Source organism: Peribacillus sp. TH16 (genome assembly GCF_016651095.1).
Lineage (GTDB): Bacteria > Bacillota > Bacilli > Bacillales > DSM-1321 > Peribacillus > Peribacillus butanolivorans.
Map to the genome: position 1 here is coordinate 605,870 of NZ_JAEKEM010000002.1, position 15,388 is coordinate 621,257.

A 15,388-nucleotide genomic window follows, 5' to 3' on the forward strand; every position below is an offset into this window, starting at 1 on the left:
TTTTACTGCAAGAACACAAAATATTGTTTTAATGCCAACTTGTCTCTTTAGTTCCATAAAAAAGGAGCTGCCAAACAGCTCCTGGTAAGGACGTAAATCACCATTAGTTGAATTAATGAAGTAATCTTCTATTGATAAATACGTACACAATTGTTAATAAAACCAACATAGCAATTATAAGAACCTTTACTTCATAAGGATAGTCAATAAAACTATTGATGACTACTAACAATCCTAAGGGTAGAAAAAAAACTCCACCTATTATTGTGCCTAACAAAGACTTGTTTTTAATCATTTTTTCATTAAATCCAGCTAACAACCATGTTTGTTTTTTCACAGCTACTAAGTACGACACAAGTAAAAAAGCTATACCAATAACCAATAATCCGTAATCCACCCTCAGACCTCCCAAGGACAACTTTATTTCTTATTACTTTTTATACGAATTAAAAAGGGGGAAGTTTCCATTAATTCAGCTTTCCTGCCCGTTTATTTTGCATTAGAAAAAGAGTGATCCTCACAGCTCTTTTATGAACAATTCCGCCGTTTAGTTGAATAAGATTAAAGGGGTGATTTTGTTTTTGTACCTTGATGAAAAAACATTTGCCATCTACCATTTCTATATTTCCAGATTGAACTTCGTAATGTATGTTCCATTTTTATTTCATTATAAATTCGATAGGTAGTTAACACAGTATCCTCAGACAATTGATGTATTTCAAAATTACTTAATGTCATTGTTCCAACGCCAATCCCCTCGTCTCCAATGCAATCCCTTTTATACCATACGTTACCTGAACTTCCGAACTCAAAAAAATCATCTTTCAACAATTTTGAAAGTTCTTCAGAAGATGTACGGATTTCAGGTTTTAACAAATTCTTCTCCAATTGACACAAATGTTCTTTTAACGAAGATTTACTCTCCATTTTCCCAGTCCCCTTTTTAATTTCTGCAGTTGATTCTTTGCTTTTATTTTGTAGAGGTTTTTTTCTATAATAATATGAAATATTCTTAGGAAAATACCTAACTAAACAGCTGCAAACCTCTGTCTACATTGATGTTTAAAAGATTATATTGCGAATGATATTCTGCTATTCATATATCACATCCATTGGGAATTAGATACCAAGCGCAGGAAGCTAATACATCAGTTCTTGTTGGAGAAATTATTACTTCCTTTGCATAAAAAATACCCGATTCCATCACATTAGAATCGGGCATTTTATTAAAGTTAAGGTAAAACTGTGCTGCTCTTTTGACATCTCATACAGCGAAGACACCTTCAATATACGTTAAAAAGTCGCCATAAACTCTTTCGATTTTTCGTTTCCTTGGTTTTAAGTCAAATACGGATCAGCACAATCACGAATACTTAATGAAATTTACCAGTTAATCTAAAACCAATTTCTGCAACAAGAGTTGACAGTAAAAATGTTCCTGTATATACAACTAGTGAAATAACAACTATACGCCATCCTAATTTTTTAAACTCTTTCAAATCTTTCCCGAAAGATAGGCCGGCATACGCCAAAATAGGTGTTGCCAAGGCCATAAAATTAACTTGTTCCGTTACTTTTATGATTGATGCGTTTCCTGGAAAAATCGGCGTTGTAATCAATAATGCTATCATTGAAACCCAAACAACAATTGGTAGTTTAATAGGGATGATTTTTGCGAAAAAGAACCCTAATATCGTAACAGCAACAATGATCATCATACCTGGTAATGCGTCAATAGGTGAAACATTATATCCAACCCAATTTCCCATAATGGCTATTATTCCAATAATAATAAAAGTCAATATTTTATCTTTCATATAAAATCTCCCCTTTATGTCCTATGCTCCAATATTTTTCATTTGATCTTTTTTTGACTTTCGCCCTAAAATAGGTTCAAATTTGTTGTATAAATAGTTTGTAAAAGGAAGAGAAAAGAATACACAAATATACGTTCCTAAAATTGTTGTAATTAAGTTAGCAGCACCAGCAAAAACTGCGATATCCTTTGCGGATTCTGGGAATATAACGGCTAATGCTCCAGACATGGCAGCCATCATACTACCTGAACCTACACCGGCACCCATGGCTAGTGAAATTGGGTGAAACCAACCAGTTTGAGCCAAAAAACTTGCTAACACTGACAGATATAAAGCCCCAAACAAAGTACCACAAACATATACTCCAAGTGCTCCCCGTCCTTCTGGTGAATCAGAGCCATATTTTTCAGCAATAATAGCTAAGTTAGGTTCTCTATCAATTGAAAAAGTAGCACCGACTGCTTCTCTTTTCATTCCAAGAAGTAAAGCAATTGGTAAACCTAATAGGATTGTCCCTGCAAAGTGCCCCACTTCTTGTAATCCTAAAGAAATCCCCGCATCAAATATCTTCGGCAATGATGGCCCCATTAACATTCCCAATTTGGCTACAAAAAGCATGAATGAAATTCCTAAAATATTGGCGGCTACATTCATTTCTTTCATTTTTAAAATTTTTAAAGAAGGTAAACTAATAACCGCTCCGATAATTAATGCATACAACATTGGAAATAATGCAATAGCTCCAATCCCGATGTTAAACGTTTTTACGCCGATAAATTCTGTAACACAGACTAATATCAAAACAAATAAATGAATTTTCCAATTACGCAGAGAATTTTCTTGCACTTTTTTACACTCCTTTTCTACAAATAGTGCTGATTCTAAAAAGGAAAAGCAACACTATTATTGCTTATTATTTTTTAACTTATTGAATTTTTTCAGTAGTATTTAATGCTAGTCCAACGATAAGAGAAATCCCTTGGATCATCGCTTTTTCATCTGGTAAAAATACGTCACTATGTAGCTTCATAGGATCCTCTGGATTCTCTCCTACTCCTAAGAATACAAATGTACCCGGAACTTTTTCTAGATAGAAAGCAAAATCTTCACTTGCCATACTTGGTTTACTCAACCACTGCACTGAGTTTTCTCCAAATAATTCAGTAGCAATAGAAGCAGTATGTTCATTAAATTTTGGATCATTCATTGTAACAGGATACCCCACTGTAAAGTTATAGTTTATTTCAACTTCTAATTTTAGAGCGGAAGCTACTCCCTCGATAATTCGTTGAATACTTTCAGCAACTTCCTTACGAGTGTTCGCATTAAGTGTTCGTACAGTTCCTTTAAAACTAGCTTTTTCAGGAATGATATTATAGCCATCTCCCGCTTCGATTGTTCCGATTGTAATAACAACAGAATCTACTGGATCTGTTTCTCTGCTAACAATTGTTTGTAGAGCTGTTACAACATGAGCAGCGCCCACAATAGCATCTACTCCTTGATGAGGTGCTGCCCCGTGACCTTGTTTACCTTTTAAAATAACATCAAAAGAATCCATACTTGCCATAATCGCACCATTTCTAAAACCGTATATTCCAGTTTCTAACTCAGGCCAAACATGAAAAGCAAAAGCATGGTCAACGGGAGGGTTATTTAATACACCTTCCTCAACCATCATTATTCCACCGCCCTTCATCTCTTCAGCAGGTTGAAAAATGAATTTTATCGTACCCGAAATATTATGCTTATTTTGAGATAAAATATTAGCGGCAGATAGTAACATTGCAGTATGCATATCATGTCCGCAAGCATGCATAACCCCAGGATTTTTAGATTTGTAGCTTACATCTGTTTTCTCCTGAATAGGTAAAGCATCAATATCCGCTCGTAAAGCAAGCACAGGACCCTCTTTCTCTCCACGAAGAATACCAACAATACCTGTCTTAGCTACTCCCGTTGTCACTTCAATTCCAAGCTCTTTTAAATAATTCGCAATAATTTCAGCCGTTTTATGCTCTTCAAATCCAAGCTCAGGATTTTCATGGATCATTCTTCTTAATCTCACAGCTTCTTCAAATATTCCAGATGTTTGCTCTACTATTTCAGCTGGCTTTAATGAATTTGAAAGATTTTTGATACTCATCATCATCATCCCCTAAAGAAAAATATATACAAAATATTCTTACTATAATAATAATATTTTAGTTAGATAAACTTTCATTATTATAAAAAAATGATTTCTCTAAAAAAACCCTATAATTCGATAACTCTTAATAGATATTGCTATACTACCATTTCAAATATTAACTGTAAATATTGAAAATACAATAAATTCATTATTCGCAATAAGTGAGTGTTCAAAAAGGAGAACAAAAAGAGTTAGATGTATGGGAGCGACAATTTTTAGGACCGGATCTTATGGAGTTAATAAGTGAGGAGCGGACTTGAACAAGACAAGGAAAGCTAAAAGAGTTAGCTTTTTTGAGGACGTGTACGACTTTAGAAGAAGGTCATAAAAAGGCTGGTGTAAAAACTACTTCCTAGAAACTTTGAGAGTCAGTTTTCTGACGTTAGCCATCCCTCTTATCTGTAATAAAGTACCATATTGGTTTATTAGTTGGCTAAAACTGAACGATTTTCAAAGTGCATTGCCCAAGTATAAGCATTGGACAATAGTCTTCCAGCGATAACAACTAAAGATAGTGTTAAGAATTAAAACTAGAATTCGAACACACCTCGATCCTCATATCAAAAGAAAAAAACTTTCGTGCTGAAACAAAAGCTATTCTACATGATCAATTTCAACAGCAAGCAGATGCTTAAGCAACCAACGATATCACTGATAAAGTAGATCTAACTTAATTAGCTAACTCCAAATTACAAATGAATAGCACCCTTTGATGTTTAATGCCGGGAAATATCCTCTTTTTTAGCTGTTTTACATACTCCTTGAGTCAATTACGACATCTTCTAAGGATCACTTTTTTCTTAACCTACCCTTTTAGTTCTAAAAAAAGCAAAAATAGAAAGCTAGTTTACATAAACACTCTTAAACGAACAAAATACGAAAAAGCCCTTTTTTCTTCAAATAAGGGCTTTTCCTGTAAAAATGTACCTTTACAAACGACTTTACTATAAAAGGCATGATCTAAAATTGAAAAGAATCCAATCAAACTGTTCACAAACCTATCATCCATCAATCTTTTTTTAATTAAGCGACATCTTTGAACTCTCCCGTTTTGAGTAAATAATTTTTCTTACAATTTACTTGACAGGGATATAAGCGATAAGATAACAAGGGCTTTCAAATCGCCGTGAGTTTATGCTACGGCTCTTGAGTCGATTTTCTGTTTCCGTTTGTTCTTGTTCTTTTTCTTATACCACCACATATAGACACCAGTGAACATCAGTATAGATGGAGTAAGACCACCGATAGCATACAAAATTTTAGTAAATAAGCCACCAAAACTACCGGTATGTAATGGTAGGTGCCATGTTTGATACATAAGCCCACTATTAACACGTGGATCTAGCTTGCCCACTACTTTCCCGCTATACTGATCTAACCATACTTTTACATTTCCATTCCCTGGATCGAATGAACCGCTGAGACGAAATTCCACTGCGCCTTCTGGAGTTCCTCTTTCCACCTTATCAGGCATTCTAACTTGCATAAGTGTTCCCTGAGGTACTGCTTTTTCAGCCCTACTTATCAATTCATCAAGTGGAAGCTTTCCAGTTGGAAGGGCTTTTGAGATAAGCTGCTCTTCTGGAGGCATCACCTTTGCTTTTGCACCAAACCAACCAAAAATCATTTCATCATACACAAAAAGTGCTCCTGTTAACGAAACAACCAATAAAAACGGAATGGAAACTCCACCAATGACTTTATGTAGATCATATTGCCGTACATAAGGGTTAGCATTACGTCTTAAAATAAACCCACGCGCCCATTTTTTAATCCCCGGCCACCATAAATATAATCCTGATAATGTAATAAAAAGGAAAATAATTCCAATCGTACCGATGATTTTCTCACCATTGAAATCTTTTAACAGCAGCTGTTCGTGAAACTCCGCTATTAGATTAAATAATGCTTTATCCCCTAATGTTCCGTTTATGTATCCTGTTCCTGGATCGACAAATATGTTTTTTTGTTCTTCTCCTTCTTTAAGGCGGAATAGGTAAACTCCTCGAGCGTTAGGTTCACTTGGAGTGTATACACGGTCAATTTGACCTTTTGGATGTGATTCTGATACAACCTGCAAGGCTTGCTGGTACGTAACTTTTTTTCCTTCTGTTACCTTATACAAATTAGGATGCAGCATGCTGTTTAGTTCAGGTTCAAAGACAAGCAAACTTCCTGTTAAGCCAATCAGTACTATAAAAACCCCTGCTAGCATACTAAGCCTTAAATGAATTTTTGCGATGATTCTACGTGTTTTCATAGAAATGCCTTCTTTCCAAAAGTAGTATGAAATTATGAATGATAATCAATAATATAAAGAGAATGATTATCATTGTCAATAAAAACTTGTAAAAGTCTACACAACCCTTATTTGATAATCTTTAGAGAACCTAACTATAATAAAGAGAGATGCCCCAAAAGTTATACTTTTGGAACATCCACTTTTAGAAAATGTGTTCAAAAACGTGTAATTTTTCCTAGAAACGTTCGTGGTGGTAAAACCAGCTGTATTCCCCAATGGCTTTCACGAGATCTTCTTCTGTTTGATATGAAGAAAAGTGCGCTGTCTCTGTTTTGAGATGCGAAAAGCAAGATTCGATACAAGCATTATCAAGGCAAATCCGCCTTTTCCTGATTTCACTCTGACTGTACTATACATTAATGTTCAAAAATAAAATTAACTCCTAGCATAATACATGCTAGGAGTTAAAATTTTATTCTTTATTAATAAGCCTTATCATGTGAATATTCAAGTGAGATACCTCTTTTTAAGGCTGATTGTTCAATCAGTCTAATTTCATGATACATAGCATTAGATAAGATTCCTTTTTCTATGTTCTTATTTATTTCATAAAAGAATCCGGCCAATAAATCTAAAGGTAGTCTATCGTAAAGAGAACTTTTTTCTTCCTCCATAAAGCACCTCCTAATTCAACTATACAAAAAATTAGCATCAATTGAAAGCGTTTTCTTTTTTTATAAAAGACAACTACGTTTTAGAAAGGAAACTAAAATGAAAGAATAATCTACCAACATACCAATACGAATTTCAAAAAACAGGTTATACTCTCCATCTGAGTAAAATGCGGGAGGTATAGCCGCTATGTCAGATATATAATGAAGAAGCAGATATGTTTAAAAGCTTGGCGGAACGTGCCATGCAAGAATTAACGGCAATTCCCCTTATTCAGAAACCACCTGCCTAACTTGTAATGGAGGAAGCGCATATAACTCTTTTTTCCTTTTATCGCATTAAAAAATAACTAACCGATGCGATTAATATATTGGGTAGCCCAATCAATAAAATTGTATTAGTTTGTGAAAATCTTTGTCTTCTATCTTCTTTTGATTCAGATTGTAAATTTCTTCACAGCCTATCCCCATCCACGAAAGCTCCAGAAAACAAAGCACTTAATACCAATGAGATTATTGCAACAACCCTAGTAATTTTATTCAATAAAGTGAAATCGTTTAAAATACTGAAATGAGAAGAGCTACCACCACGATACCAATTTCTTCATTAACAATGCCCCCTTATTGTTTTTTACTTTTTATAATCTTCAATTTTTTTCCTTTTAATTACACTTTATAATATTTATAAATTTTAACAATTTATTCAACCTCCACCGTTAACTCATAAGAAAAAGAGCTGCTGAAGCAACTCCCATATTGAAATATAGCCCTCTTTAGTTGAAGACTTACGCTTACGAAGTATTTGGATTCACATGAAATCTCCATTAGAATATAGATACATTTTGAATAAGTGTCCTTTTATTTGTCCCTTCCAATGCTAGTTCTTTAATTAAACTTGTTTGAATATCGTCTGTCCATATCAAAAATAATTGCTTTGTTCAATATATTCTTTACTCATGACAACATAGCTCAAACTATTGTTCTTCCGCTAAAAAAGGATCAATTATCTTTTTTTTATGGGAAGATAACACAATGTTTGTTGAAGGTGTACCATATTGCATTGACGCATCGATAAATTGTTCTAAACTCTCGACAGAATGTGTTGCTATTTTGATAATATAGCTAATTTCTCCTGCTACTCGATAACACTCAAGTACATCCGGATGGTTATGACAAAAGTTCGCTAATGCTTTACATTCCTTTGACTCGAACAATATAATAGCATACATTGGTCGATTCATTTTTTTCAATGCGACATGTGCATGATAACCTTCAATAATTTGCTGCTCTTCTAGCTTGCGAACACGCTCTGTAACTGCTGGAGAAGATAAATGAACGACTTCTGCTAATTCCTTCATAGAAATTTTGGCATTTAATTGCAATTCCCTCACTATTTTTTTATCTACTTGATCCATATTTCCCCTCACCTTTTTTTATTAAATAGAATAAACTAAATTCTTTATTATTTAAATGAAAATAAACTAATATCCTTTTTGAACTTATGTAATATAACTCTGTATGCTCATATAATAAAGACATCGGAGGAGATATAGGATGAAAAAAATATTATTGTTATTAGCTGATGGCTTTGAAGCTGTGGAGGCTAGCGTATTTACAGATGTGCTTGGTTGGAATAAATGGGAAGGGGACGGTTCGACTGAGGTTGTGACAGTCGGTCTTAGGGACAAGTTAACTTGCACATGGAATTTCACCGTCGTACCCGAAAAAACAGTTGATGACATTCAATTAGATGATTTCGATGCACTGGCTATTCCTGGTGGATTTGAAGAGGCCGGCTTTTATGAAGACGCATTCAATGAGTCATTTTTAAACGTTATCCGGCATTTTCACGCTGGACAAAAACCTATTGCTAGCATTTGTGTTGCATCGTTAGCACTTGGTAAAAGTGGCATTCTCATTGATAGAAAAGCTACAACCTACGATCATCCAACGAGCAAAAGAAAAGAGCAGTTAAAGCATTTCTGCACAAACATACAAAATGAGAGAATTGTTCTTGACGACAATATTATTACATCTTCAAATCCAGGTACCGCTTTTGATGTGGCATTTCTATTGCTGGAAATGCTGACGTCTAAAGAAAATGCACATCATGTGAAAGACCTCATGGGATTTACCTAAACAAAAGTACAAAGTAGAAAGAGATTATTTTACCCAAATTCAATTTACTTTATTTTAACCTTATTGATCAAACGGGTGCGTTATTTCCATAGGAAAAAAGATACCAAAGCAACTCCCTTATTGAAGTAAAGCACCCGTTACTTTAAGAAAAAAACTCTTTATTATTACTATGTAATTCTCTCATTATCTATCTCACATTAGCGTTACTGTTTTATTTTTAAAAAAATAAATGAATTGATTATGCTCAATCCTAAAATTATAAGAAACAAGTAGAAGGATGTAGCGTCTCCTGCTAAACTCAATTCATCAGATTAAAAAGGAAAATACCTCCAACCCTTACATAGACAACCCTCCTTAATTATTCTGTGACTTTTTCACTATCCAAATTTTAACACATAATATAAACTCATATTAAACTAACCTGTCACTTTCAGGTGCTTAATCCCACCATTGGCGAAAAAATGATATATTATAGTTTGTTACATCAAGGGTTTAAGACAAGGAGGGATGAGATATCCATAAAAGATGGGTCATATCAACAATTGCAGGATTTATACTTATTTTAGTAAGCGTATTAACCTTCTATTATTTTGACAACCAAAATAAATCGGAAAAACGGAAAAATATAGAAGCTAAGGAAGTCAATATTCCTGAGGTGCAGGAATATGGTGGGACCCATCTCGATAAAGTTGGCGATAAGGTCCATCAAAAAAATTGGGGAACTTTCACTTTACTAGAATCAAAGTCAATAAATGAGTCGTTTGAATTAGCACCTATGGTCATCACAATCAAGGATATCCGCAGGATTCAATTATCTTCCCTCGAAGAAGAGGCAAAAGAAGAGCTCAAGTCCTATACGGGATTAAGTTTTGAAGAAGCTTATTCAATATACTATAAAGAAAATTTAAGCATGGAGGAAATCGATCAACAGGTTGCGTGGTCTAAAACGGATATAGGCGAAGAGGTTTCTTATCTTGAAATAACGTATTCTGTGAAAAATAAAGACTCCAAAGAGCTCCAATTTTTCAGCATGGAAAATGTTACATTTAATAATGAACTTACATATAATGTGCCGTCTAAAAATTTCATCCACTCCGGGGATACTTTAATTGGGACAAAAAAAGTCAGTCGCTCAGATTACCAACCAGGGGAAACAAGAAAAGGCATAATTAGTTTATTAATTGATTCAGAAGAAAACATTGATGAGCTCACTTCCTTTTCATTTACTACAGATGATATAGCAGATGGTGTTTCTCATGAATTATTAGTTAAGGGGACTTCGTTTACGATTTCTCTAAAAGGAAAATAGATTGGTAGAAAAACGATAGAAAACCCTAAATAAGGTTAACCTTTTTTAAATTCCCCTTATTTAGGGTACTTTCTTGATGTTTATATGAATAGTAAGCTCTGAATCACTTATTACAGACCCAAAGTTTTTTAATAACAAGTACGCTTACCTTTCACCTTTAGTTATTGTAGTTTGCTTCTCCATTTCTTCTTCCAATAATATTCGCCGCAATATTTTCCCTACGGTAGATTTCGGCAATTGTTCCCTGAACTCAAATCTACGCGGCACCTTATATCTGGCCAAACGTTTATAGCAGAAATCCATGATTTCCTGCTCCGTTACACACATCCCTTTCTTTAGAACAATAGCCGCTTTGACTGTTTCCCCTCGATATTTATCTGGTACTCCAAAAACACATGCTTCCTCTACGCTCGGGTGCTGATAGATGATATCTTCCACTTCAATTGGGTAAATATTGTAGCCGCTAGCAATTATCATATCCTTCTTTCTGCCTACAATATAGAAATATCCTTCTTCATCCATCCTCGCGATGTCTCCAGTATATAACCAACCGTCCCGCAAAGCCGTTGCAGTTTCCTCAAGATTTTTCCAATAACCCTTCGTCACCTGCGGGCCTTTAATGATCAGTTCACCAACCTGACCAGTTGGCAATTCATGTATCCCTGTTTCGATATCCACAATTTTAGCATCGGTATTAGGATACGGGATTCCAATACTTCCTGGCTTTCTTTGACCTATCACAGGATTCCGATGAGTGGTAGGTGAAGTTTCCGACATACCGAATCCTTCAGATATCGAAATACCCAATTTTTCTTCAAATTGATTAATGACTTCTATCGGGAGAGGAGCTGAACCGCAGCTACAGTATTTAAAGCAACTTAAATCGTCAGCAGTCAAATCTGGATGATTTAGTAAAGCGATATACATAGTCGGAACGCCTGGGAAAATGGTTGGCCGGTGTTTCCGAATTAAATCTACCACCTTGTTTAATTCAAACTTTTCTAAAGTGATATAAGTCGATCCTGCATAAACAGAACTATTCAAACGGCCATTACCAAAAACATGAAATAATGGTGTCAATCCAAGCATACGCTCACCAGGTCTTTTGAGTTGAAGGGCATTTGCCGTAAATGTAAAGTCTTGATGGACATTGGAGATTAAGTTAAAATGTGTGAGCATGACCCCTTTAGACTTCCCTGTTGTTCCTCCAGAATATTGAAGAACAGCTAGATCTTCTTTAGGATTAATATCCATTTCAGGAAGATCCTTATTTCCTGCCGCACTCCAAGAATAAAGGCTGTTTTCCAACATATTATTAGCTGAAATAATCATAAACTCGTCAGTCAAACCGATTTGCTCTAACTTTTTCTTTTGTTTATCATGCCCAATAAACCATGTGGCTTCGGAATCCCGTAAAATATAATCTAATTCATTTGGCTGATACAAGGGATTTACCTGAACAACCACACCACCCAAACGATGAATTGCATAATAGGCGATAATATATTCTAGACAATTTGGTAGCATGAGTGCTATACGATTGTTCTTTTGAAACCCTCTATTGTATAAATCCGCAGCAAAACGATCTGATGCATTCTTCAATTCCAAATAAGTTAGTTCCTTCTCACCATCTATAACTGCTTTATTAGTTGGGTATTGTTGAGCCGAATTTTCTAATAAATCGTATAATGACAATAATGGGATCTCGATTTCTAAAGGAGTCTCTTTCGGATAAAATTCATGCCAAGTTCTAATCAATTCCCTCACTCCTATTACTTTTTCTACAAATAAAAGTAGAACTCTGCAAATTATGTAAGAACCAATCCATTCTTTGGCTCTTCTTTATTAAACCTTTATTAGTGATTCTTGACTATCACTTTAACCTGAATTTCGTTGACAATTGGACAACCCATTTTCATTTATCACGAATTAGTTTAAATACCCCAGTGCCTTTTGCAATAATATTGCCTTTGGAATCTTTAATTTCTCCCTCTGTAAAGGCAATTTTGTACCCTTGTTGAAGGACTTTTGCTTCCGCAAATAATTCTCCTGATGACATACTGGCTAGATAATGGACGGTTAAGCTTGTCGTCACAACTTTAGATTTAGTCACAGTACGAGTCACCATTCCAAGAATAGTATCCAGCATGGTAGCATGAATACCTCCGTGCAGTGTTCCATTTACATTGAGTAAATGTTCTTCGATATTAAGCTTTAAAAGAACATTCCCTTCTTCAAATCGAACGATTTCAAACCCTATATGTGAAAAGAATGAACTACTTTCGAATAGGTTGCGAATATCCTCCACTTTAACAGGCAAAATGTCACTTCTCCTCTCTAGTTCCCTTGCTATTACATCCTTCTAACTTATGTACCGAAAGGAGAAAAAACATAATGAGTTTCTACTCCTTTAATGGACATTCTTTAAATCGTTTCGATCAAAATGGCCATTCCTTGGCCGCCGCCTACACAAAGGGTAGCAATTCCATATCTTTCTTGCCTGCGAATCATTTCATGTATTAATGTTGTCACGATACGGGCACCCGTTGATCCAACTGGATGTCCGAGTGCTATTGCGCCTCCATTAACATTGACCTTGTTTTCATCAAGGCCTAACTCCCGAATCACTGCCAATGCCTGTGAGGCAAACGCTTCATTTAATTCGAAAAGGCCAATTTCTTCTACTTTTTTCCCGGTGCGTTCCAATAGTTTCCCAGCGGCTGGCACCGGACCGATTCCCATCACTTCAGGAGAAACCCCCGCAGTCGCCCAGTCTACAATCTTTGCAATTGGTTTTAATTCTAACCGTGTAGCCTCACTCGCCTTCATTAATACCAATGCCGAAGCTCCGTCATTTCGACCACATGCATTTCCAGCGGTAACCGTTCCATTTTCTTTGAATGCCGGCTTTAAGTTTGCAAGTTTTTCCCTAGTGGTGTCAGGGCGAGGATATTCATCTTTTTCAATTGTAATCGTACTCTTCCTATCAATAACCTGGACAGGAACTATCTCATCCTTAAACTTTCCTTCATCCATCGCTTTAGCCGCTCTTCGTTGGCTTCCAACCGAAAAAGCATCTTGTTCTTCCCTAGAGACCTTGTATCGTATTGCGACATTTTCAGCTGTGATCCCCATTCCTAAGTTTTCTCCGTAAATTTCTTGAGGTTGCTGTCCAGCTTCAGTATTTGAATCTACAAGTTTAGTCCGGTCTCCACCAAAACGAGCACTTCTTAAATAAATTGGTGAACGGCTCATATTTTCCGTGCCGCCTGCAACGACTATATTAGCTTGACCAGACCTTATTTGCTGTGCAGCTGAAGTGATGGCCTGCATTCCTGATGCACATAATCGATTCACTGTAAAAGCGGGTGCAGAATCAGGGATTCCTGAACGAAGTGCTGCCACTCTCGCGACATTGGACGATTCGGTCGTTTGTCTAACCTCTCCCAAGATAACTTCATCGACCTGTTCAGCCTCTATATTTGCCCGTTTGATCGCTTCTTTGATGGCAATACTCGCCAAATGACCCGAACTAATTTCTTTAAACGCACCTCCGTATCGTCCAATTGGTGTTCGGACAGCGCTCACGATTACAATATCTTCTCCCATTTCATTCTCCCCCTTGAAATTTTAATGTGCATATGTACAGGTTTATCTGCCACTACGCATCATCCGTATTTCTCATTGGCTTCAGTAATATACTTTTACCGTTTTAGCAGAACCCCTAACTCCTTACTCTTTAATGCTTAAGTCCATGGTTTCCGAGACAGAAGACGCTTAGTACACTTCCAATATATTCCTAGCGATAATTAAACGTTGAATTTCATTTGTTCCTTCATAAATCTTCGTAATGCGGGCATCCCGATAAAAACGCTCAACTGGATATTCCGCCATATACCCCATACCCCCGTGAATTTGAACAGCCTTATCCGCTACTCGATTAAAAACGTCAGAAGCAAATAGTTTTGCCATTGATGCTTCCTTAATCACCTTTTTCCCTTCATCAATCTTTTGCGCCGCCATCATCGTTAACGCTCTTGCCGCTTCTGTTTCCGTTGCCATGTCTGCAAGCATCCATTGAATTGCCTGGTTGTCTGCAATTGGTTTGCCGAATTGAATACGCTCTTTCGCATATTTAGCAGATAATTCAATTAATTTACCGCATGATCCAACCGCTCTTGCTGCCAGACCGACACGCCCTTCACCTAAGATTTTAAGTGCTGACATATACCCCATTCCAACTTCACCAATTACGTTTTCTTCAGGAATAATACAATCTTCGAAAATAACTTGGGATGTATACGATCCTCTTAATCCCATTTTCTTGTCTTTTTTACCGACAGTTAAGCCAGGAAAATCTCTTTCTATTAAAAATGCAGTAATTCCGCCTTTTGCACCCTTTTCTTTATCGGTTAAGGCAAATACCGTATAGACATCAGCAATCGGCCCATTAGTGATGAAATGCTTCGTTCCGTTCATAACCCAATAATCTCCCTTTTTCACTGCGCTTGTTGCCAAATTTGTTGCATCCGATCCTGCTCCGGGTTCAGATAGAGCAAAGGCGGCAATTTTGTTACCAGCTGCCATTTCAGGCAAATATTTATTTTTCAAATGTTCGGATGCAAGCTTAACTAGACCTGTGCTTCCAATCCCGGTGTGAGCACTAATTAATGAAACAAAACCATTATGTGTTCTTCCTAACTGCTCTAAAACGGTAGCCTTTTCTACCGCATTTAAGCCAATTCCACCGTATTGTTCAGGAATGCTTATCCCGAATAAACCGAGTTCTTTGGATTTTTCAACTAAATGCTGCGGGATGGCATCTTCTTCTTCAATTTGTTGTGCGTAAGGCTCTACTTCCTTTTCAACAAAATTACGAATCATATTCTTCATTTGCACCATTTCTTTATTTAAAGTAATCGTCATAATTCATGCTCCTCCTTAGGTTTGCTCACTTAACTGACTACTAAGATTAAGATCGAAACAATCACATTTTATACGAATTTTTCCTGGATAATG

The 15,388-nt window shown here is 36.1% G+C and carries 14 protein-coding genes and 1 pseudogene; 2 read left to right on the plus strand and 13 right to left on the minus strand.

The annotated features are described in order from the left end of the window. Positions 1-112 precede the first annotated feature (112 nt). The 9 genes and pseudogenes from JFV29_RS02840 to JFV29_RS02880 form a co-directional block, all read right to left on the minus strand. The gene (locus JFV29_RS02840) at positions 113-397 is read right to left on the minus strand and encodes a DUF3784 domain-containing protein (protein ID WP_201181131.1); all 285 of its coding nucleotides are present in this window, start codon (positions 395-397) and stop codon (positions 113-115) included. Positions 398-561: 164 nt separating this feature from the next. After that, a complete protein-coding gene (locus tag JFV29_RS02845; RefSeq protein WP_201181134.1) occupies positions 562-927 on the minus strand; it encodes a nuclear transport factor 2 family protein in 366 nt (121 codons plus the stop codon). Positions 928-1,373: 446 nt separating this feature from the next. Beyond that, positions 1,374-1,817 carry a hypothetical protein gene (locus tag JFV29_RS02850; protein ID WP_201181137.1) on the minus strand — a complete coding sequence of 148 codons (444 nt, stop codon included), beginning with the start codon at positions 1,815-1,817 and terminating at the stop codon, positions 1,374-1,376. Positions 1,818-1,838: 21 nt separating this feature from the next. Continuing rightward, positions 1,839-2,663, minus strand: coding sequence for a DUF3100 domain-containing protein (locus JFV29_RS02855; protein ID WP_056523451.1), 825 nt, complete (start codon positions 2,661-2,663; stop codon positions 1,839-1,841). 79 nt (positions 2,664-2,742) lie between these two features. Next, positions 2,743-3,963, minus strand: coding sequence for a M20 metallopeptidase family protein (locus JFV29_RS02860; RefSeq protein WP_201181138.1), 1,221 nt, complete (start codon positions 3,961-3,963; stop codon positions 2,743-2,745). A gap of 1,177 nt (positions 3,964-5,140) precedes the next feature. Beyond that, positions 5,141-6,268 (minus strand): PepSY-associated TM helix domain-containing protein, encoded by a 1,128-nt coding sequence (locus JFV29_RS02865; RefSeq protein WP_201181139.1) that lies wholly within the window; start codon positions 6,266-6,268, stop codon positions 5,141-5,143. Positions 6,269-6,732: 464 nt separating this feature from the next. After that, positions 6,733-6,924: a hypothetical protein gene (locus tag JFV29_RS02870; RefSeq protein ID WP_056523459.1), complete on the minus strand. Its 192-nt coding sequence runs from the start codon at positions 6,922-6,924 to the stop codon at positions 6,733-6,735. A 328-nt stretch (positions 6,925-7,252) separates the two neighbouring features. Further along, a pseudogene (locus tag JFV29_RS31545) lies at positions 7,253-7,465 on the minus strand (DUF5316 domain-containing protein). Between the two features lie 430 nt (positions 7,466-7,895). After that, the gene (locus tag JFV29_RS02880) at positions 7,896-8,336 is read right to left on the minus strand and encodes an Lrp/AsnC family transcriptional regulator (RefSeq protein ID WP_201181140.1); all 441 of its coding nucleotides are present in this window, start codon (positions 8,334-8,336) and stop codon (positions 7,896-7,898) included. Positions 8,337-8,475: 139 nt separating this feature from the next. Here JFV29_RS02880 and JFV29_RS02885 point away from each other — a divergent pair, with 139 nt between their 5' ends. Next, the gene (locus JFV29_RS02885) at positions 8,476-9,060 is read left to right on the plus strand and encodes a DJ-1/PfpI family protein (protein ID WP_201181141.1); all 585 of its coding nucleotides are present in this window, start codon (positions 8,476-8,478) and stop codon (positions 9,058-9,060) included. 655 nt (positions 9,061-9,715) lie between these two features. After that, positions 9,716-10,369: a hypothetical protein gene (locus JFV29_RS02890; protein ID WP_201181142.1), complete on the plus strand. Its 654-nt coding sequence runs from the start codon at positions 9,716-9,718 to the stop codon at positions 10,367-10,369. 144 nt (positions 10,370-10,513) lie between these two features. Here JFV29_RS02890 and JFV29_RS02895 read toward each other — a convergent pair whose 3' ends face one another. The 4 genes from JFV29_RS02895 to JFV29_RS02910 form a co-directional block, all read right to left on the minus strand. Next, positions 10,514-12,136 carry a long-chain-fatty-acid--CoA ligase gene (locus JFV29_RS02895; RefSeq protein WP_201181144.1) on the minus strand — a complete coding sequence of 541 codons (1,623 nt, stop codon included), beginning with the start codon at positions 12,134-12,136 and terminating at the stop codon, positions 10,514-10,516. A gap of 148 nt (positions 12,137-12,284) precedes the next feature. Beyond that, positions 12,285-12,689: a PaaI family thioesterase gene (locus JFV29_RS02900; protein WP_098174792.1), complete on the minus strand. Its 405-nt coding sequence runs from the start codon at positions 12,687-12,689 to the stop codon at positions 12,285-12,287. A gap of 104 nt (positions 12,690-12,793) precedes the next feature. Beyond that, positions 12,794-13,978: a thiolase family protein gene (locus JFV29_RS02905; RefSeq protein ID WP_201181147.1), complete on the minus strand. Its 1,185-nt coding sequence runs from the start codon at positions 13,976-13,978 to the stop codon at positions 12,794-12,796. Between the two features lie 168 nt (positions 13,979-14,146). Continuing rightward, complete coding sequence (locus JFV29_RS02910; protein ID WP_201181149.1) at positions 14,147-15,295, minus strand: acyl-CoA dehydrogenase family protein; 1,149 nt, start codon at positions 15,293-15,295, stop codon at positions 14,147-14,149. Between the last annotated feature and the right edge of the window lie 93 nt (positions 15,296-15,388).

Coding starts and splice junctions, on each gene's coding strand:
- JFV29_RS02905 (WP_201181147.1), bottom strand. CDS start 13,978: ATGGGAGAAGATATTGTAATCGTGAGCGCTGTCCGAACACCAATTGGA.
- JFV29_RS02860 (WP_201181138.1), bottom strand. CDS start 3,963: ATGAGTATCAAAAATCTTTCAAATTCATTAAAGCCAGCTGAAATAGTA.
- JFV29_RS02885 (WP_201181141.1), top strand. CDS start 8,476: ATGAAAAAAATATTATTGTTATTAGCTGATGGCTTTGAAGCTGTGGAG.
- JFV29_RS02865 (WP_201181139.1), bottom strand. CDS start 6,268: ATGAAAACACGTAGAATCATCGCAAAAATTCATTTAAGGCTTAGTATG.
- JFV29_RS02850 (WP_201181137.1), bottom strand. CDS start 1,817: ATGAAAGATAAAATATTGACTTTTATTATTATTGGAATAATAGCCATT.
- JFV29_RS02845 (WP_201181134.1), bottom strand. CDS start 927: ATGGAGAGTAAATCTTCGTTAAAAGAACATTTGTGTCAATTGGAGAAG.
- JFV29_RS02870 (WP_056523459.1), bottom strand. CDS start 6,924: ATGGAGGAAGAAAAAAGTTCTCTTTACGATAGACTACCTTTAGATTTA.
- JFV29_RS02880 (WP_201181140.1), bottom strand. CDS start 8,336: ATGGATCAAGTAGATAAAAAAATAGTGAGGGAATTGCAATTAAATGCC.
- JFV29_RS02910 (WP_201181149.1), bottom strand. CDS start 15,295: ATGACGATTACTTTAAATAAAGAAATGGTGCAAATGAAGAATATGATT.